This is a genomic window from Pseudomonas sp. GD04091 (genome assembly GCF_029836165.1).
In the GTDB taxonomy this organism is placed as follows: Bacteria; Pseudomonadota; Gammaproteobacteria; order Pseudomonadales; family Pseudomonadaceae; genus Aquipseudomonas.
In genome coordinates this window covers 1-19,292 of the sequence record NZ_JAOEBG010000006.1, presented here as the reverse complement: position 1 = coordinate 19,292, position 19,292 = coordinate 1, and the positions used below count along the sequence as shown (strand labels likewise).

12 protein-coding genes are annotated in these 19,292 nt (G+C 66.8%); 4 read left to right on the top strand and 8 right to left on the bottom strand.

From position 1 onward, the window contains the following. The first annotated feature begins 127 nt into the window (after window positions 1–127). Window positions 128–1,798 (top strand): AMP-binding protein, encoded by a 1,671-nt coding sequence (locus N7422_RS09690; protein ID WP_279806316.1) that lies wholly within the window; start codon window positions 128–130, stop codon window positions 1,796–1,798. Here the strand turns inward: N7422_RS09690 and N7422_RS09685 are convergent. From N7422_RS09685 to N7422_RS09675, 3 genes are all read right to left on the bottom strand, one after another. After that, entirely contained in the window at window positions 1,773–2,033 is a 261-nt protein-coding gene (locus tag N7422_RS09685; RefSeq protein WP_279806315.1) for an acyl carrier protein, read from the bottom strand. The two genes, N7422_RS09690 and N7422_RS09685, sit on opposite strands and share 26 nt — an antisense overlap. 146 nt (window positions 2,034–2,179) lie before the next feature. Beyond that, the gene (locus N7422_RS09680; RefSeq protein WP_279806314.1) at window positions 2,180–2,419 is read right to left on the bottom strand and encodes an acyl carrier protein; all 240 of its coding nucleotides are present in this window, start codon (window positions 2,417–2,419) and stop codon (window positions 2,180–2,182) included. Between the two features lie 100 nt (window positions 2,420–2,519). After that, window positions 2,520–2,687, bottom strand: coding sequence for a hypothetical protein (locus N7422_RS09675; protein ID WP_177330851.1), 168 nt, complete (start codon window positions 2,685–2,687; stop codon window positions 2,520–2,522). Between the two features lie 138 nt (window positions 2,688–2,825). On the opposite strand from N7422_RS09675, the gene N7422_RS09670 reads away from it, so the two are divergent. From N7422_RS09670 to glgB, 3 genes are all read left to right on the top strand, one after another. Further along, window positions 2,826–4,844 carry an alpha-1,4-glucan--maltose-1-phosphate maltosyltransferase gene (locus N7422_RS09670; protein ID WP_279806313.1) on the top strand — a complete coding sequence of 673 codons (2,019 nt, stop codon included), beginning with the start codon at window positions 2,826–2,828 and terminating at the stop codon, window positions 4,842–4,844. 156 nt (window positions 4,845–5,000) lie between these two features. Then, window positions 5,001–8,318: a maltose alpha-D-glucosyltransferase gene (gene treS, locus N7422_RS09665; RefSeq protein WP_279806312.1), complete on the top strand. Its 3,318-nt coding sequence runs from the start codon at window positions 5,001–5,003 to the stop codon at window positions 8,316–8,318. A gap of 154 nt (window positions 8,319–8,472) precedes the next feature. Beyond that, complete coding sequence (gene glgB / locus N7422_RS09660; RefSeq protein WP_279806311.1) at window positions 8,473–10,683, top strand: 1,4-alpha-glucan branching protein GlgB; 2,211 nt, start codon at window positions 8,473–8,475, stop codon at window positions 10,681–10,683. An 87-nt stretch (window positions 10,684–10,770) separates the two neighbouring features. On the opposite strand, the gene N7422_RS09655 is transcribed toward glgB, so the two are convergent. The 5 genes from N7422_RS09655 to N7422_RS09635 form a co-directional block, all read right to left on the bottom strand. Continuing rightward, window positions 10,771–13,212: a TonB-dependent receptor gene (locus tag N7422_RS09655; protein WP_279806310.1), complete on the bottom strand. Its 2,442-nt coding sequence runs from the start codon at window positions 13,210–13,212 to the stop codon at window positions 10,771–10,773. 156 nt (window positions 13,213–13,368) lie between these two features. Then, on the bottom strand, window positions 13,369–15,609 hold the full coding sequence (locus N7422_RS09650) for a TonB-dependent receptor (protein WP_279806309.1): 2,241 nt from the start codon (window positions 15,607–15,609) through the stop codon (window positions 13,369–13,371). Between the two features lie 256 nt (window positions 15,610–15,865). After that, the gene (locus N7422_RS09645; protein WP_279806308.1) at window positions 15,866–16,924 is read right to left on the bottom strand and encodes an ABC transporter substrate-binding protein; all 1,059 of its coding nucleotides are present in this window, start codon (window positions 16,922–16,924) and stop codon (window positions 15,866–15,868) included. After that, entirely contained in the window at window positions 16,921–17,988 is a 1,068-nt protein-coding gene (locus N7422_RS09640; RefSeq protein ID WP_279806307.1) for an ABC transporter substrate-binding protein, read from the bottom strand. Before N7422_RS09640 ends, N7422_RS09645 begins: the two co-directional genes overlap by 4 nt. 10 nt (window positions 17,989–17,998) lie before the next feature. Then, window positions 17,999–19,147, bottom strand: a complete 1,149-nt coding sequence (locus N7422_RS09635) for an LLM class flavin-dependent oxidoreductase (RefSeq protein ID WP_279806306.1) — start codon at window positions 19,145–19,147, stop codon at window positions 17,999–18,001. Between the last annotated feature and the right edge of the window lie 145 nt (window positions 19,148–19,292).

Sequence of the window (19,292 nt, the reverse complement as noted above, 5' to 3'; positions counted from 1 at the left end):
ACGTTAACGTAAACCTGCCTTCCGGGGCTGTCAATCGAGATGTCACCTTTACGTAAACGTAAATCTGCGCCAGAGTAATTGACGCCTGCTTCAGTCATGCCCAGAACAACCACAAGAAGGGATCACCATGCCTCAACCAAGCTACACGCGCGGCCGCCAGGATCACCCATTGCTGACCCTGACCGTCGGCCAGGCCTTCGATGCCACTGTCGCCCGCCACGGCGAACGCGAGGCGCTGGTAGTGCGCCACCAAGGATTGCGCTACAGCTGGCGCGAGCTGGCCGCCGAGGTCGACGTGCATGCCCGGGCGTTGATGGCGCTGGGCGTGGAGGGCGGCGAGCGGGTCGGCATCTGGGCGCCCAACTGCGCGCAGTGGTGCATCCTGCAGCTGGCCACGGCCAAGGTCGGCGCGATCCTGGTCAACATCAACCCGGCCTATCGGGTGGGCGAGCTGGAGTATGTGCTGCGCCAGTCCGGCTGCCGCTGGCTGGTGTGCGCCGATGCCTTCAAGACCTGCGACTACCACGCGATGGTGCAGGAGCTGGTGCCTGAGCTGGCGAACCATGCCGTGGGCGAACTGGCCGGCGAACGCCTGCCCGACCTGCGCGGTGTGATCAGCCTGGCCGCCGAGCCGCCCTCGGGCTTCCTGCCCTGGGCCGCGCTGGCCGGGCGGGCGGGGGAGGTGACGCCTGCCGCCTGCGAAGCCCGCCAGCAGAGCCTGCAGTTCGACCAGCCGGTGAACATCCAGTACACCTCCGGCACCACCGGCGCGCCCAAGGGCGCGACCCTGAGCCACTACAACATCCTCAACAACGGCTACATGGTCGGCGAGAGCCTGGGCCTGAGCGAGCGTGACCGCATGGTGATCCCGGTGCCGCTGTATCACTGCTTCGGCATGGTCATGGCCAACCTCGGTTGCATCACCCACGGCAGCACCATGGTCTATCCCAACGACGCCTTCGACGCCGAGTTCACCCTGCGTGCCGTGGCCGAGGAACGCGCCAGCATCCTCTACGGCGTGCCGACCATGTTCATTGCCATGCTCGATCACCCCAGCCGCACCTTGCTGGACCTGTCCACGCTGCGCAGCGGCATCATGGCCGGCGCCACTTGCCCGATCGAGGTGATGCGCAAGGTCATCGACCAGCTGCACATGGCCGAGGTGCAGATCGCCTACGGCATGACCGAAACCAGCCCGGTATCGCTGCAGACCGGCCCCGACGACGGCCTGGAGCTGCGCGTGACCACGGTGGGCCGCACCCAGCCGCAGCTGGAAACCAAGCTGGTGGACGCCGACGGGCGCACCGTCCTGCGAGGCGAGATCGGCGAGCTGTGCACCCGGGGCTACAGCGTGATGCTCGGCTACTGGGACAACCTGCAGGCCACCCATGACGCCATCGACCCGGCCGGCTGGATGCACACCGGCGACCTGGCGGTGATGGACGACGAGGGTTATGTGCGCATCGTCGGGCGCAACAAGGACATGATCATCAGGGGCGGCGAAAACATCTATCCGCGTGAGCTGGAGGAGTTCTTCCATACCCATCCGGCGGTGGCCGAGGCGCAGGTGGTGGGCATTCCGTGCAGCAGGTATGGCGAGGAGGTGGTGGCATGGATTCGCCTGCACCCCGGGCACAGTGCCACGGCGGAGGAACTGCAGCAGTGGTGCAAGGCGCGGCTGGCGCATTTCAAGACGCCGCGGTATTTCCGTTTCGTGGATGAGTTTCCGATGACGGTGACGGGGAAGGTGCAGAAGTTTCGGATGCGCGAAATCAGCGTGGAGGAGCTTGGGGGCTAGGCATCGCCTTGTAGACCAGGTCGACCAGTTCGGCGAAGGTGGTGTACGTCTGGATTTGGTGGGGGATGAAGATGCCGAATGTCTCCTCCACGATGGCTTGCAGCTCTACCACGTCGAAACTGTCGGCGCCCAGTTCGTCCATGGCGATGTCCGGCCGGATCCGGTGCAGGCTCTGTTCGAGGAAGCCGGCGAGAATCCATTGCAACTGGAAGGCGATGTAGAGGCGCGAGCGCATGCCTGGGGCTGCCGTCAGAGAGGAGTGTCTTTCTATACATGGCCCCAGAAGACTCTGCTACTGGCAGAAATACCAGGTGTGCAATTGTCTGGTTCGAGCGCCAGACTGCCCCGCAAGAGCACGGGACAGTTCTCGGCCTTGAGGTATTACTTGGGTGATGCTTTTCGTACTAGCACGAGGAGGTCATTTACCGTTTTGACTTTCTCCGCTTGATCTCCATCGAGGGTAATATCGAATTCTTTCTCGGTAGCCATGACGATCCCAATAATATCCAGATTGTCTGCACCTAGATCCGTCTCAAAGTTTGCGGTGGGGATGACATATGTCTTCTCAATACTAAGCTGTTCCGTGATAAGAGTTATCAGTCTTTCTTCCAAGTAATCCATGACAGTACCCTCATGTAAGTGACATGAGCGTTGTATGCTGATTGATCGCGCTGTGCTACTGGCAGAAATATCAGGTGACTCCGCCCCGCAACAACCTTGTCTATCCTCTACCTTTCACCGGCGGCTCCTCGCTCGGCGGGTCGCCCACGGTCGGCGGCACGGTCGGCTTGATCGGCAGCTCGTCCGGATCTTCCTCGGGTACCGGCGGCGGCAATGTCGGGTCGTCGATGTTCGGGTCGGGTGTCTCTGGTGGAATGGGAATGTTCATGGGCCTGACCTCGCGGGATGAATGAAACGGTACTGCAGGCTTCGACCCGGCCGTGCGCCATTCGCTCATTTTTTTTGAACCCCGCCCGCCGCCATGGCTCTGAACCCTTACCGCCACAATCCCCACGGAGCGAGTGCGATGTCTGGTAACGAGCCCTTCGAAAGCGTGCCCATGGCCAACGACCATCCGGACCAGGCCATCAGCCTCTCGCAGGCGCTGCTGGCCCCGCGCATCGTGATCGAGGACGTGAGCCCGGTGCTCGACGGCGGTACCTTCGCCGCCAAGGCGGTGCGTGGTCACAAGGTCGAGGTGAGCGCCAAGGTGTACACCGATGGCCACGACCGCCTGGCGGTGAGCCTGTACTGGCGCCAGGCCCACAGCCGTCGCTGGCACTGCGTGGCCATGCTCTCGCCCGGCAACGACCTGTGGCTGGCCGAGTTCACCCCCACCGAGCTGGGCCTGCACCTGTTCAGCCTCGAGGCCTGGATCGACCCCTACGCCACCTACTGCCACGACCTCGAGAAGAAGTACGCCGCCGGTGTCGATGTGAAGCTGGAGCTCGAGGAGGGGCGGCGGTTGCTGGGCAAGGGTGTCGAGCGCAGCGACGGGCCGCTGCGCGAGCAGTTGCAGGCGCTGCGCCAGGGCCTGTCGGAGCAGTCGGTGGACGCTCAGGTGGCGCAGCTGCTGCATCCCGATGCCGCCCGGCTGATGGCGGAGGCCGAGCACCGCAGCTACCTCACCCGCAGCCCGGAGCTTGCCGTCGATGTCGACCGTGAAGCGGCCCGGTTCGCCAGCTGGTACGAACTGTTCCCGCGCTCGATCACCGATGACCCCGAGCGCCACGGTACGTTCGACGATGTGCACCAGCGCCTGCCGATGATCCGCGACATGGGCTTCGACGTGCTGTATTTCCCGCCCATCCATCCCATCGGCATGCAGCACCGCAAGGGCCGCAACAACGCCTTGCAGGCCCAGCCCGGCGACCCTGGCAGCCCGTACGCGATCGGCAGCCCCGAAGGCGGTCATGACGCCATCCACCCGCAGCTGGGCACGCGCGAGGATTTTCGCCGACTGGTCGCCGCCGCCGCCGAGCACGGCCTGGAGATCGCCCTGGACTTCGCCATCCAGTGCTCCCAGGACCATCCCTGGCTCAAGGAGCACCCGGGCTGGTTCAGCTGGCGTCCCGACGGCACCATCCGCTACGCCGAGAACCCGCCGAAGAAGTACCAGGACATCGTCAACGTCGACTTCTACGCGCCCGAGGCCGTGCCGTCGCTGTGGCTGGCGCTGCGCGACGTGGTGGTCGGCTGGGTCGAGGAGGGGGTGAAGACCTTCCGGGTCGACAATCCGCACACCAAGCCGCTGCCGTTCTGGCAGTGGCTGATCGCCAATGTGCGCAGCCGGCACCCCGAGGTGATCTTCCTCGCCGAGGCGTTCACCCGCCCGGCGATGATGGCGCGCCTGGGCAAGGTCGGCTACGCCCAGAGCTACACCTACTTCACCTGGCGCAACGGCAAACAGGAGCTGCGCGAGTTCTTCGAGCAGCTCAACCAGCCACCGTGGAGCCTGTGCTACCGCCCCAATTTCTTCGTCAACACGCCGGACATCAACCCGTACTTCCTGCAGACTTCGGGCCGCGCCGGTTTCCTGATCCGCGCCGCGCTGGCGACCATGGGCTCGGGGTTGTGGGGCATGTACTCGGGGTTCGAGCTGTGCGAAGGCACGCCGCTGCCGGGCAAGGAGGAATACCTCGACTCGGAGAAGTACGAGATCCGCCCGCGCGATTTCAACCAGCCCGGCAACATCGTCGCCGAGATCGCCCAGCTCAACCGCATCAGAAGGCAGAACCGCGCCCTGCAGACACACCTGGGCGTGGTGTTCCTCAACTGCTGGAACGACAACATCCTGTACTTCGCCAAGCGCACGCCCGAGCGCGACAACTTCATCCTGGTGGCCGTCAGCCTCGACCCGCACAACGCCCAGGAGGCCAACTTCGAGTTGCCGCTGTGGGAACTGGGGCTGGACGACAACGCCGACACCCAGGGCGAGGACCTGATGAACGGCCACCGCTGGACCTGGCACGGCAAGACCCAGTGGATGCGCATCGAGCCGTGGCACCAGCCGTTCGGCATCTGGCGCATCGAAAAGCTCCGCTGATCCCCTGTAGGAGCGGCCTTGTGTCGCGAAAGGGCTGCGTAGCAGCCCCAGCAATCTGTCATGTCGTTGAGAACCTGGGGCCGCTTCGCGCCCCTTTCGCGACACAAGGCCGCTCCTACAGGGGGCGTGCCGAACTGGAAATGAAAGGAGTCCCCAATGGCCAAGCGTTCCCGCCCGGCAGCCTTCATCGATGATCCGTTGTGGTACAAGGACGCGGTGATCTACCAGTTGCACGTCAAGTCGTTCTTCGATTCGAACAACGATGGCATCGGAGACTTCGCAGGGCTCATCGGCAAGCTCGACTACATCGCCGAACTGGGCGTCAACACGCTCTGGCTGCTGCCGTTCTATCCCTCGCCCCGGCGCGACGATGGTTATGACATCGCCGAGTACAAGGCCGTGCACCCGGACTACGGCAGCATGGCCGACGCCCGGCGCTTCATCGCCGAGGCCCACAAGCGCGGCTTGCGGGTGATCACCGAACTGGTCATCAACCACACCTCCGACCAGCACCCCTGGTTCCAGAAGGCCCGCCGTGCCAAGCGCGGCAGCAAGGCCCGGGACTTCTACGTATGGTCCGACGACGACCAGAAATACGATGGCACGCGGATCATCTTCCTCGACACCGAGAAGTCCAACTGGACCTGGGACCCGGTCGCCGGCCAGTACTTCTGGCACCGCTTCTACTCGCACCAGCCGGACCTGAACTTCGACAACCCGCAGGTGCTCAAGGCGGTGATCGGGGTGATGCGCCACTGGCTCGACATCGGTGTCGACGGCCTGCGCCTGGACGCCATCCCCTACCTGATCGAACGTGACGGCACCAACAACGAGAACCTCCCCGAGACCCATGGGGTGCTCAAGGCGATCCGCGCCGAGATCGACGCCAACTACCCCGACCGCATGCTGCTGGCCGAGGCCAACCAGTGGCCGGAGGACACGCGCCCGTACTTCGGCGAGGGCGAGGGCGACGAATGCCACATGGCGTTCCACTTCCCGCTGATGCCGCGCATGTACATGGCCCTGGCCATGGAAGACCGTTTTCCGATCACCGACATCCTGCGCCAGACCCCGGAGATCCCGGCCAACTGCCAGTGGGCGATCTTCCTGCGCAACCACGATGAGCTGACCCTGGAGATGGTCACCGACCGCGAGCGCGACTACCTGTGGAACTATTACGCCGAGGACCGTCGCGCGCGCATCAACCTCGGCATCCGTCGACGCCTGGCGCCATTGCTGCAACGGGACCGGCGGCGCATCGAACTGCTGACCAGCCTGCTGCTGTCGATGCCCGGCACGCCGACCCTGTACTACGGCGACGAGCTGGGCATGGGCGACAACATCTACCTGGGCGACCGCGATGGCGTGCGCACGCCGATGCAGTGGTCGCCGGACCGCAATGGTGGTTTCTCCAGGGCCGACCCGCAGCGCCTGGTGCTGCCGCCGATCATGGACCCGCTGTACGGCTACCAGACCATCAACGTCGAGGCTCAGGCCCACGACCCGCATTCGCTGCTCAACTGGAACCGCCGCCTGCTGGCGGTACGCAACCAGCAGAAGGCCTTCGGCCGGGGCAGCATGAAGATGCTGACGCCGAGCAACCGACGGATTCTCGCCTACCTGCGTGAATACACCGATGCCGACGGCAACAGCGAAATCGTGCTGTGCGTGGCCAACGTCTCACGGGCGGCGCAGGCGGCGGAGCTGGAACTGTCGCAGTACGCCGACCGGGTGCCGGTGGAAATGCTGGGCGGCAGCGCGTTCCCGCCCATCGGCCAGCTGCCGTTCCTGCTGACCCTGCCGCCCTATGGCTTCTACTGGTTCCTGCTGGCCTCCCACGACCGCATGCCCAGCTGGCATGTCCAGCCCACCGAGGGCTTGCCCGAGCTGACCACCCTGGTGCTGCGCAAGCGCATGGAGGAACTGCTCGAGGCGCCGGCACGGGAAACCTTGCAGGGCGCGATCTTGCCGCAGTACCTGCCCAAGCGCCGCTGGTTCGCCGGCAAGGAAGGGCCGATCGACCAGGTCCGCCTGCGTTATGGCGTGCGCTTCGCCACCAGCACCTTGCCGGTGCTGCTCGGCGAGCTGGAGGTGCACAGCGACGGGGTGGTCACCCACTATCAGCTGCCCTTCGGCCTGCTGCCGGAGGAGCAGATCAATGCCGCGCTGCCCCAGCAGCTGGCGCTGTCGCGGGTGCGCCGTGGTCGCCAGGTGGGGCTGATCACCGACGCCTTCGTGCTTGACAGCTTCGTGCGCGCGGTGCTGCGGGCCTGCCAGGAGGGCACGCGCCTGCCCTGTGGCGAGGCACTGGGCGAGCTGCGTTTCGAATGCACGGACTCGCTGCGGGCGCTGGCGCTCGATGAGCAGAGCGAAGTGCGCTACCTGAGCGCCGAGCAGTCCAACAGTTCGGTGGTGGTCGGTGGCAGCCTGGTGCTCAAGCTGATCCGCCGGGTGAACCCCGGGGTGCATCCGGAACTGGAGATGAGCGGCTACCTGACCGCCGCGGGCTTCGCCAACATCTCGCCGTTGCTGGCGTGGGTCAGCCGCGTCGATGGCGACGGGCAGTCCCATCTGCTGATGATCGCCCAGGGTTACCTGAGCAACCAGGGCGATGCCTGGGACTGGACGCAGAACACCCTGGAACGGGCGATCCGCGATGAGATGGAACCCAACAGCGTCGAGCCGGAGGCGCACACCGACGCGCTGGCCGAGCTCACCGGCTTCGCCGCCTTGCTTGGCCAGCGCCTGGGCGAAATGCACCTGCTGCTGGCCGCGCCGAGCGACAACCAAGCGTTCCAGTCGCGGCCGAGCGATGCACGCGACAGCGAACGCTGGAGCCGACAGATCAGCGCCGAGCTGGTCCACGCCCTCGACCTGCTGGCCCAGCACCGCGACACGCTGGACCGCGACAGCCAGGCCCTGGTCGACGACCTGCAGCAACAGCGCGAGGGCCTGCAGCAACACATCGACAGCCTTGCCCGACAAGCCCAGGGCGGCCTGTTGATGCGGGTGCACGGCGACCTGCACCTGGGCCAGGTGCTGGTGGTGCAGGGCGATGCCTACCTCATCGATTTCGAAGGCGAGCCGGCCCGGCCGCTGGAGGAACGCCGAGCCAGGCACAGCCCGTACAAGGACGTCAGCGGCGTGCTGCGCTCGTTCGACTATGCTGCTGCGATGATCCTGCGCAGTGCCTCGGCGGTCGACTTGTCGGACGCGGCGCGCCAGGCTCGGCAACGGGTCGCCCGGCAGTATCTGCACCAGTCGCGTCACGCCTTCGTCGAAGCCTATGGGCTGGCCACCGCCAGCATGCCTCACGCCTGGCAGCAGGCGCAGGGCGAGCGCGCCGCGCTGGAACTGTTCTGCCTGGAAAAGGCCGCCTACGAGATCACCTACGAAGCGGAGAACCGGCCAAGCTGGCTGGCCGTGCCTTTGCATGGGTTGCATGGGCTGATCAGTACCTGGGGTGAAGCATGAGCCTGAAAGACCCTGGGGCCGCGTTGCGGCCCTTTCGCGACACAAGGCCGCTCCCACAGAGATCGCGCAATCCCTGTGGGAGCGGCCTTGTGTCGCGAAAGGGCTGCAACGCAGCCCCAGCTCTATCAATGAAAACATGGAAAGGGGCAGTGAGATGAATGCAACCACGCGTGACAACGGCGGCCTTCGGCAACGGGATCTCGACGCCCTGGCCCGCGCCGAGCACGCCGATCCGTTCGCCGTGCTCGGCCCGCACCCCGACGGTGCGGGCGGCCAGTCTATCCGTGCCTACCTGCCCAACGCCCTCAGCGTGCGCGTGCTGGCCCGTGATGACGAACGTGTCCTCGCCGAGATGCGCCAGGGCAGCCTGCCCGGGCTGTTCACCGCGCACCTGGACGCGGTCCATCCCTACCTGCTGCAGATCGGCTGGGCCGGTGGCGAGCAGATCAGCGAGGACCCCTACAGCTTCGGCCCGCAACTGGGCGACATGGACATGCACCTGTTCGCCGAGGGCAACCACCGTGACCTGTCCGGACGCTTCGGCGCACAACCCCTGCAGGTCGAGGGTGTGGACGGCGTGTGCTTCTCGGTCTGGGCGCCGAACGCGCGGCGGGTGTCGGTGGTCGGCGACTTCAACAACTGGGACGGGCGCCGCCATCCCATGCGCCTGCGGCACAACGCCGGGGTGTGGGAGCTGTTCGTGCCCAGGCTCGGCGTGGGCGAGGCCTACAAGTTCGAAGTGCTCGGCGCGGACGGCGTGCTACCGCTCAAGGCCGATCCGCTGGCCCGGGCCACCGAGCTGTCGCCGAGCACCGCCTCGAAGGTGGCAGGTGCCCTGGCCCACGACTGGCGCGACGGCCAGTGGATGGAGCAGCGCGCCCAACGGCATGCCTACAGCGCGCCACTGTCGATCTACGAATTGCACGCCGGCTCCTGGCGCTGCGAGCTGGACGATGCCGGCGAAGTCGCGCGGTTCCATGACTGGCGCGAACTGGCCGAGCGCCTGGTGCCCTATGTGCAAGAGTTGGGCTTCACCCATATCGAGTTGATGCCGATCATGGAGCACCCGTTCGGCGGCTCCTGGGGCTACCAGCCGCTGTCGCTGTTCGCGCCCACCTCGCGCTATGGCAGCGCCGAGGACTTCGCCGCCTTCGTCGACGCCTGCCACCAGGGTGGCATCGGCGTGATCCTCGACTGGGTACCGGCGCATTTCCCCACCGACGAGCATGGCCTGGCCCGCTTCGATGGCACCGCGCTGTACGAGTACGACAACCCGCTGGAAGGCTTCCATCAGGACTGGAACACGCTGATCTACAACCTCGGTCGCAACGAGGTGCGCGGCTTCATGCTGGCCTCGGCGCTGCACTGGCTCAAGCACTTCCACATCGATGGCCTGCGCGTCGACGCGGTGGCCTCGATGCTCTATCGCGACTACTCGCGCAAGGCCGGTGAATGGGTGCCCAACCGCCATGGCGGGCGCGAGAACCTGGAGGCCATCGACTTCATCCGCCACCTCAACAGCGTCGCCGCCCATGAGGCGCCGGGCGCGTTGATCATCGCCGAGGAGTCCACCGCCTGGCCCGGCGTCAGCCAGCCGGTGCAGCAGGGCGGGCTGGGTTTCGCCTACAAGTGGAACATGGGCTGGATGCACGACACCCTGCACTACATCCAGAACGACCCGATCCACCGCACCCACCACCACAACGAGATGAGCTTTGGGCTGATCTACGCCTATTCCGAGCATTTCATCCTGCCCATCTCCCACGACGAAGTGGTGCACGGCAAGCATTCGCTGATCGACAAGATGCCCGGCGACCGCTGGCAGAAGTTCGCCAACCTGCGGGCGTACCTGGCATTCATGTGGACCCACCCGGGCAAGAAGCTGCTGTTCATGGGCTGCGAGTTCGGCCAGTGGCGCGAGTGGAACCACGATCATCAGCTGGACTGGTACCTGCTGCAGTATCCCGAGCACCAGGGCGTGCAGAAGCTGGTGGCCGATCTCAACCGGTTGTACCGCGAGCTGCCCGCGCTGCACGAGCAGGACTGCCAGCCCCAGGGCTTCCAGTGGCTGATCGGCGACGACGCGCACAACAGCGTATATGCCTGGCTGCGCTGGAGCAGCCAGGGCGAGCCGTTGCTGGTGGTGGCCAACTTCACTCCGGTGCCGCGCGAGGGGTACCAGATCGGTGTGCCGTTCGGCGAGCAGTGGGTGGAGTTGCTCAACAGCGATGCCGCGCTGTATGCCGGGTCGAATGTGGGCAATCTCGGTGCGGTGGCCAGCGAAGCGGTGCCCAGCCATGGCCAGCCCTTGTCCTTGGCGCTGAACCTGCCGCCGTTGGGAGTGCTGGTGATGAAACCGGCTTGATTCGTGCCCTGCGCTGGCCTTTCGCGGGCCAGCCCGCTCGCGCAGGGATCGAAGGCGGCGCAGGCCTGTCGCCGCCGCGGTTCGCGCTCAGAAGTCGTAGTTCAGGCTGGTGTAATAGAAAGCCCCCTGCGCGCCTTCGGGGCTGGTGATCGAATACTTCGGCACGCCGTACAGCTGCGCGCCTTCGAGCTTGTCCGGATGGCTGTCGAACAGATTGATCGCCCCCACCGACAGGGTCAGCCCCAGCCCGAAGCGATAGGCCACGTCCAGGTCGGTCACCCATTGCGCGCCGAAGGTCTGGTCCAGCGCTGGGTTGGCGGCGTTGCGGTTCTGCCATTGACCATAACGGCGCTGGGCCACGGTCACGCTCCAGCCGTCGAACCGCCAGTTGGCGCTCAGGGTCAGCTTGTCCTTGGGCGTGCCGTCCTCGATCAGCCCCTGGGTGTTGCGGCCGATGATCTGGTTGCCGGGGATGCCGCCGACATCGTCCAGACCGGTGATACGTGTGTTGGTGTGGGCGTAACCGCCGTTGAGGTCGAGGCCGCCCCAGGCACCGAGGTCGATCTGGTAGTGACCGGCCAGTTCGATGCCGTCGGTGCGGGTGTCGGCGATGTTGGTGTAGAACGCCGCGCTCTGGATGTTGGCGTAGGGCGTGCCAGCGAAGATCGGCCCGACCACCGAGGCCGGCAACTGGTCGGACAGGGTGATGCGGTTGTCGATGTCGATGCGGTAGGCGTCGACGGTCAGCGAGGCGTTGGGCAGTGGGCGCCACACCAGGCCGACGGAGAAGTTGGTCGATTCCTCCGGCTTGAGCGCCTTGCCGCCGAGCAGCTGGGCCTCGGGGCTGTCGGCCCGCAAGGTGCGCTGCTGCACCTCGACCCAGTTGCCGCTGCCCGGTGGCTGCTCGACCACCTGCACACTGAACGACGACAGCCCCGACTGCACCAGCGAGGGCGCGCGGTAGCCGGTGCTGGCGCTGGCCCGGGCGGCGAGCTCGGGGGTGAAGTCGTAGCGCAGCGACAGCTTGCCGTTGGTGGTGTCGCCGAAGTCGGAGTAATGCTCGCTGCGCAGGGCGAAACCGGCCTGGAATTTCTCGGTGATCTGCCCTTCGAGGTCGAAGTAGGCGCCGATCACCCGGCGGTCGAGGGAGGCGGCGTCGACCTGGGTGATGCCTGAGTAGTAGCCGGGAATACGCCGCCCGGTCAGCGGGTCAACGCTGTTGAACAGTGGCCCGTTCTGCCAGCCCTGGGCGTCGCCGGCACTGAGCTCGTAGTTCTCCTCGCGCCAGGCCAGGCCGGCGGACACCGTCAGTGGCTTGAACAGCAGGTCGGTGGCGAAGTCGCGGGTCCAGTCCAGGGTGAGGTTGGTCTGGTCGGCCTCGCGCCGGCCGGTGTAGATCGTCGAGGCGCTGGCCGTGCCCCAGCTGGGGTTGATGGCATCGCGGTCGGTGGAGTCGAGGCGGTTGTCGCCATGGTTCAGGGCCAGGTCGAAGTGGCCGAGGGCCTCGTCCTCGTAGCGCAGGCCGCCGGTGACGGCGTAGTCCTCCAGGCCGTAGCGGGTGATCGGCAGGCGGCCATCCGGGTAGCGCGCCAGGGCCACGCTGGCGTAGTTGTTGCGCAGGGTGGTGGGCGGGTCGAAGAAGTTCTCGGCGTCGGTGTTCTTGTGCGCATAGGTGGCCAGGCCGTAGGCGCTCAGGCCGTCGCCCAGGCCCATTTCGGCGTTGGCGGTGAAGTTGTATTGGTCGGAGACATTGCCCGCGCCCCAGCGCCAGTTGCGGTAGCGGTTGTTCTGCTCGCGCGGGGTGTTGGTGCTGGTGGAGCCGGGGTAGAAGATCCGGTTGTCGTCGCGGGTATCGCTGGCCGGGTCCTGGCTGCCGGCGTCGAAGGCCAGGGTGAGGAAGCCGTCGTTGGGCAGGGCGAAGCCCTTCCAGCCGCTGAGCTTGCGCTGCAGGCCGTCGCCCTTGTCGTAGCCGCCGAAGCGGTAGCCGAGGTTGCCACCCTCGTCACGCTCCTTGAGCACGATGTTGATCACCCCGGCGATGGCGTCCGAGCCGTACTGGGCGGCGGCGCCATCGCGCAGGATTTCCACCCGCTCGACTGCCGCCAGCGGGATCAGGCTCAGGTCCACCGCCGCCGCGCCACGGCCGTTGACCAGGCCTTGGCGGGTGACGTTGGCGCTGGTGTGCCGGCGCTTGCCGTTGACCAGCACCAGCACCTGGTCGGAGGCCAGGCCGCGCAGCGAGGCGCCCTGGGCGATGGAGCCGGCGAAGGCGCCTTGCGGCGACTGCGGGTAGTTGAACGAAGGCGACAGCGCGGTGAGGGCGCCGGACAGATCCTGGGCGCCGGTTTCCTGGAGCTGCTCGCCGCTGAGCACGTCCACCGGGGCGGCGCTCTGCAGGGCGGTGAGGTCGCTGCGGTGGGTGCCGACCACGACCACGGTGTCGAGGCGGTCGGTAGGTTCGGCGGCCAGTGCGGGCAGGGCGAGGCTGCCGATGGCCAGGCTCAGGGCCAAGGGGGTGTGGTGGGGCATGGGGGTGTCCTTTTGAAGGGCAATGGGGCCTCTGCGAGGCCCTTTCCGACCGGTCCGACGCCTCGGCAAGGCCGCTCCTACAAGGATTGCGCGGTCCTTGTGGGAGCGGCCTTTTGTCGCGAAAGGGCTGCGCAGCACCCCAAGGGGGCAGAAAGATCAGAACCGGCTGGTAACGCTCATCCCCACGGTGCGCGGGTCGCCATAGGTGATCACGTACTGCCCGGCGCCACCGTTGGGCCGGCCGTGTACCTGGTAGCGGCGGTCGGTGAGGTTGTTGACGAAGCCGGTGACGCTGAGCTTGTCGTCGGCGCTGAACCAGCTCAGGCGCGCATTGGCCAGGGTGTAGTGGGGCTGGCTGAGGGTCTCGTCGGCGCTGCTCTGGCGGTCGGCGAGGAAGTACTCCTTGTCGCGGAAACTCACGTCGCCGCCGGCCACCACCCGCCCGGGCACGTCCAGCGGCAGGGTGTAGTCGGCGCCCAGCGACACCACGTTGCGCGGCGAACGCACGAAGCTGTTGCCGCTGTAGTCGCCGGTCACGGCACCGGTGGTGGGGTTGGTGTTCTTGAAATCGGTGTACTCGGTATCGAGGAACGACACGGCCGCACGCAGGTGCAGGCGCTCGGTGGGCTGGCCCTCGATCTCCAGCTCGGCGCCCTTGACCTTGCCCTTGGCGCCGTTGGTCAGGGCGGTGGTGAGCACGCCGTTGTTGACCGTCAGCAGGTTCACCTGGATGTCCGAGTAGTCGTAGTAGAAGACGTTGGCGTTGACCGTCAGGCGGCGGTCGAACCACTCGGACTTGAGCCCCAGCTCGTAGGCGTCCAGCTCTTCCGGATCGACCGTGGTCAGCTGCGCCAGGCTGGTGGACAGCCCGGTGTTGAAACCGCCGGAGCGGAAGCCATGGGCATAACGGAAGAACACCCGCAGGTTGTCGTTGATGCGGTATTCCGGGGTCAGGTCGTAGGTCCAGGCTTCCCAGGTCTTGTCCTGCTGGCGGTTGCCGTTGCTGCCGGCGCCGGCGATGGGGATCAGCGGCCCATTGGCGGTGGCGCGGGTCAGCTGCACCAGGTCCAGGTCGATGTCCTTCTTCTCCTGGGTCCAGCGCAGGCCGCCGGTCACGCTGAAGTCGTCGGTGAAGTCGTAGGTGACGTTGCCGAACAGCGCGTAGCTGTCGGTGCGGTGGTCGAAGCCCAGGTCGCGAAACGCCGTGCTGCCGAGCTGGTTGGAACCGCTGCCGTTGGGCGTCGGGCCCGGGGTGACGATGCGCTGCGAGGCGCTGTCGAGGTCTTCGTGGAAATAATGGGCGCCGAGCAGCCAGTGCAGCGGGCGGTCCTCCGGCGAGGCCAGGCGCAGCTCCTGGGACCACTGGCGGTAGCTGTTGTCGGTGATCGAGGCGCCGTTGACCTCGTAGGGGGTGTAGTCGGCGTCGGTGGTGGAGCGGTTGCGGATGTAGTCGTAGGCGCTGATCGAGGTCAGGGTGTAGTCGCCCAGGTACCCGTTGAAGGTCAGCGAGGCGCCGTCGTGGTCGAGGCGGTAGTCCTCGTTGACGTTGAGCGAGATGTCGCGGCCATCGGGGCGCTCGTAGCCGACGTTGTAGTAGCGGCCCACCGGCAGCGAGCCGTTGCTGCCGTCGCCCTTGAACTGGCGGCTGTGGAGCTTGAGCAGGGCATCGAGGTTGGGGTTGAGCTGGGCGAGGAACTGCAGGCGCACGGCCTTCTTGTTGACGTCGCCGTAGGTGTTGCCGTCGAAGTCGTTGCGCTGGAAGCCGTCGCGTTCCTCGGAGTACAGCGACACCCGGCCGGCCAGCTTCTCGTCCACCAGGGTGCCGCCGAGGGCGCCGTTGAGGATGCGTTCGTTCTTGCTGCCGAAGCCGATCGTGCCATAGCCATCGGTGTCGAAGGTCGGCTTCTTCGAGATCACGTTGACCGCGCCGGCGGTGGTGTTCTTGCCGTACAGGGTGCCCTGCGGGCCGCGCAAAATCTCGATGCGCTCAAGGTCGAACAGCGGCCCGCCACCGGCGATGGGCGCGTTGAGGTAGACGTCGTCGGCGTAGATGCCCACCGGGTAGACCGTCGCCGCGCCGGTGTCGCCGGTGCCCAGGCCACGGATGTACCAGCGTGGACGGCCGTCGCCGTCGGGGTTCTTGGCCGAGGCGTTGGGCACGAAGGTGGTGATGTCGCCCATCGAGCGCACGCCGTCGGCGACCAGTTGCGTGCCCTTGATCGCCGACACGGCCACCGGCACTTCCTGCAGGGTCTGTTCGCGGTGCTGGGCGGTGACGGTGACGGTCTCCAGGGCCGGCTCGGTCTTGGTGTCATCGGCGGCGAAGGTGTGGCTGGCGGTGCTGCCCAGCAGCAGCGCGAGGCTGATCTGGCGGGCTAGTGGTTGGCGCTGGTGCATGTGGAATCTCCCCGAGTGAAAGCGTTGTTGGGGAGGGCAGAGCAGGGACTGTGCCAGGATATTAACTTATTGTTTTTATTGATATTTACCGAGTGCTCGAACGGTCGGTGTGGATGCTGCAGCAGTGGGGTGTTTGGCGGGTGTTGCTGGGGCAGCAGGGCCGGTCTCTGTGGGAGCGAGCTTGCTCGCGAACACCGGCGAAGCCGGTGCCATGCACCGCATGATCTTCTTCGCGGGCAAGCCCGCTCCCACAGGTTCAGACAGCCAATCGCGAGGTGGAGCCGATCACCTGCTCCAGCACGCTCGAATCGATCCAGTCGCGCACATCGATGCGCCGTGGGATGAACCCCCAGCGGTGGAGAAACTCGCTGAAGTCCTGCAACGCCGCGATGGAGCGGCCATCGAGCGCCGTGCGCAGGCGCCGGTGGGCATCCTCGCCATAGGCCGCCGCCACCCAGTATTCGCTGGTGTTCAGCTCGCGGGCGAGAAAGCGTCGGGTGTCCTCGGGGTTGGCCCAGGCCCACTGCTCGGTGCGCAGCACCGTATCGACCAGGGTACGGCTGGCGTCGAAATGCGCGTGCAGCAAGTGCGTATCCACCGTCAGCGTGCGCGGCGTGCCGTTGTTGCTGCGGATCAGCGGGTCGGGGTGGCTGCCGGTGTCGACCACCACGCGCAGGCCGAACTCGTGGGCCAGCTGCACGGCGTGGGCGCCCTTGAGGAAGATCGCGTCGATGTCGCCGCGCAGCAGGCCGATCAGCTCGTTGTTGCGCCGGCTTAACCGGCGGGTGTCCAGCGCCACCTCCGAGCCGTACAGGTGCTGCTTGGGCTCGTCGCTGTAGGTGCCGCCGTAGGGGTAGTCGACCAGCTCGACATCGGCCACGGTCAGCCCTTCGAGCTTGAGCGCGTTCTCCAGGCCGCGCAGGGCCTGGGCACGGGTGAAGTCGATCTGCACGTTGGCCCACTTGGGCAGGCCGAAACGGCGGTTCTTCAGGTCGCGGATGCCGCGCACGCCGCTTTCTTCAGTGGTGAGGATCAGCTGCACTTCGTCGATCCAGCTCAGCCCCAGCACCCGGGTCTCGACGCCGCTGGCGTAGGCCCAGATCGCCGGGATGCTGCCGCCGTGGCGTACCGAGTTCTGCAGGTGGTGGTCGTAGTGCGCTTCGCGCACCTCGCGCTCGCTGGATTCGCGCAGCGACTGGATGCGCGTGCCGAACGGCGCGAAGGCCTGGGCCAGGCGCCCGGACTGCACGGCGATGCCAAGGCCGGTGGGCACGGGGCTGTGGGTGTACCAGAGGGTTTCCAGGGGCTTGCTCATAGGGCGACGGGCTTCCTGTCCATGTGAGTGGGCGTGGCCAGCAACGCGTCCAGCGGCTGGCGGTCGATCCAGTCGTGCACCGTGAAGCTGGCCGGGATGAAGCGCCAGCGCGCGAGGAAGTGGACGAAGTCCTGCAGGGCGTCGATGGCCTGCTCGTCCAGGGCGGTGCGCAGGCGCAGGTGGGCGTCGTTGCCATAGGCCACGCCGACCCAGTATTCGCTGCTGTTGGTCTCGCGGGCCAGGTAGCGACGGGTCTCGTCCGGGTGCTGGTGCGCCCAGTGCTCGGCGCGCAGCACGCTGGCGAGGATGGCGCGGGCCACCTGCGGATGCTGCTCGAGCAGGTGGCTGTCCACGGCCAGCGTGCGCGGGGTGCCGTTGTTGCTGCGGATCAGCGGATCGGGGTGGCAGCCGGTGTCGATCACGGTGCGCAGGCCGAAGGCATGGGCCAGCTGCACGGCGCTGGCGCCCTTGAGGAAGATCGCGTCCACCTCGCCGCGCAGCAGGCCGCCCAGCTCCAGGTTGCGGCCTTCGCCCTGGGTGGTGGCGACCGGTGTGCCGGCGACGTTGCGCACCGGGCGGTCGCTGAAGGTGCCGTCGTAGCGGTAGTTGACCAGTTGCAGGTCGCCCACTTGCAGCCCGTCGAGCCTGAGCGCGTTTTCCAGACCGCGCAGGGCCTGGGCGCGGGTGAAGTCGATCTGCGCCGCGGCCCAGTCGGGCAGGCCGAAGCGCCGGCCCTTGAGGTCTTTCACCGTGTGGATGGCGCTGTCCGGGCGGGTCAGGATCAGCTGCGCCTCGTCGGCCCAGGACAGGCCGATCACGCGTGTCTCGCGGCCCTGGGCGCGGGCCCAGATTGCCGGGATGCTGCCGCCGTGGCGCACCGAGTTGCGCAGCGTGTGGTCGAAGTGCGATTCGCGCACGGCCTGTTCATCGGCCTCGCGCAGCGACTGCACGCGGGTGCCCAGGGCGGACAGGTCCTGCTGCAGCCAGCCTTGCTGCACGGCGATGCCCAGGCCGGTGGGCACCGGGCAGCGGGTGTACCAGAGGGTGTCGAGGGGTTGGCTCATGTCGGGCTCCTCAGGCACTGGCCAGCAGTGGTGTGGCGGCGGGTTGCTGGACCAGCGGCAGGACTTCCTGGCCGATGCGCAGGGCCTCCTCCAGGTGCGGGTTGGCCGCCAGGATGAAGGTCGAGAAGCCGGCGTCGCGGTATTCGGCCAGGCGCTCGGCGATGTTCTGGTGGCTGCCCACCAGGCCCACGGTCGGGCCGGGCTTGGCCTTGGCGAAACCGGCCCACAGGTTGCGTGCCAGCTTCAGTTCGTCGAAGTCCTGCAGGTGTTGGTGATAGGCGGCCTGGCGTGCGCCGCCGACCGAGTCGGAGCCGCTGGCGAAACCCTTGGCGATGGCGCTGCTCTTGCCTTCCAGACGCTCGAACTGCTGGCGCAGTTCGCGCCAGGCCTGTTCCTCGGTCTCGCGGGCGAACAGGTCGACGCGCAGGCCGAAGCGCACCGTGCGGCCCTGCTTGTCGGCCAGCTCGCGCACCCGTTCGATATGCGGCTTGAGCTTGTCGACCGGCTCGGCCCAGTTCAGGTAGACGTCGGCGTGGCGGGCGGCGACCTCCAGCGCGGCGTCGGAGAAGCCGGAGAAGTAAACGCCGGGCTTGCGCTCCCGGGCCAGGCCGGGCGGCAGGCTGCCATGCTCCAGGCGATAGATGTCGCCTTCGTAGGAGAACGTGTCGTTGGCCCACAGGCCCTGGATCACGTCGAGGAATTCACCGGTGCGCCTGTAGCGCAGGTCGTGTTCGAGGAAGTCGCCGTTGGCGCGTTGGCTGGCCGGGTTGCCGCCGGTGATGATGTTCCAGTCCAGCCGCCCGCCGCTGAGGTTCTGCAGGATCGCCGCCTGCTGCGCGGCGTAGGCGGGCAGGGTCCAGGTGGCCTGGAAGGCGATCAGGAAGCGGATGCGCCGGGTCTCGCGGGCCAGCGCCGCGGCGGCGATCCAGGGCTCGGGGCCAGTGGGCAGCAGGGCGCCTTCGAAGCCGGCCAGTTCGGCGGCCTTGGCCACCTGGGCGATGTAGTCGATGTAGCTGAAACCGTCGGCCTCGCCGTTGGGCAGGCGGCCGGGGGCGATGTTGCCCGTGCGGTGTTGTGGGTTGCCACGGTTGTGACGGTCGGTGGACAGCTGCGGACCATCGGTGCCCAGGGGCAGGCGCCAGAAGAATTCGGTGGTCATGGGGGCTCCTGAAGGGGAGGTTGTCGATGGGGTGGGTGGTGCAACGGCTGTGCCATGGCGCTGCAGGGCCGAAGCTGCATGGGGTGGCAAGGGTGGGGTGCTGCTGTGGCAGCAGCCGGGCAGCAGCCGCTGCCCGGTGAGCAGC

Coding starts and splice junctions, on each gene's coding strand:
- N7422_RS09655 (WP_279806310.1), bottom strand. CDS start 13,212: ATGCCCCACCACACCCCCTTGGCCCTGAGCCTGGCCATCGGCAGCCTC.
- N7422_RS09645 (WP_279806308.1), bottom strand. CDS start 16,924: ATGAGCAAGCCCCTGGAAACCCTCTGGTACACCCACAGCCCCGTGCCC.
- N7422_RS09680 (WP_279806314.1), bottom strand. CDS start 2,419: ATGGATTACTTGGAAGAAAGACTGATAACTCTTATCACGGAACAGCTT.
- treS (WP_279806312.1), top strand. CDS start 5,001: ATGGCCAAGCGTTCCCGCCCGGCAGCCTTCATCGATGATCCGTTGTGG.
- N7422_RS09685 (WP_279806315.1), bottom strand. CDS start 2,033: ATGCGCTCGCGCCTCTACATCGCCTTCCAGTTGCAATGGATTCTCGCC.
- N7422_RS09640 (WP_279806307.1), bottom strand. CDS start 17,988: ATGAGCCAACCCCTCGACACCCTCTGGTACACCCGCTGCCCGGTGCCC.
- N7422_RS09670 (WP_279806313.1), top strand. CDS start 2,826: ATGTCTGGTAACGAGCCCTTCGAAAGCGTGCCCATGGCCAACGACCAT.
- N7422_RS09690 (WP_279806316.1), top strand. CDS start 128: ATGCCTCAACCAAGCTACACGCGCGGCCGCCAGGATCACCCATTGCTG.
- N7422_RS09650 (WP_279806309.1), bottom strand. CDS start 15,609: ATGCACCAGCGCCAACCACTAGCCCGCCAGATCAGCCTCGCGCTGCTG.
- N7422_RS09635 (WP_279806306.1), bottom strand. CDS start 19,147: ATGACCACCGAATTCTTCTGGCGCCTGCCCCTGGGCACCGATGGTCCG.
- N7422_RS09675 (WP_177330851.1), bottom strand. CDS start 2,687: ATGAACATTCCCATTCCACCAGAGACACCCGACCCGAACATCGACGAC.
- glgB (WP_279806311.1), top strand. CDS start 8,473: ATGAATGCAACCACGCGTGACAACGGCGGCCTTCGGCAACGGGATCTC.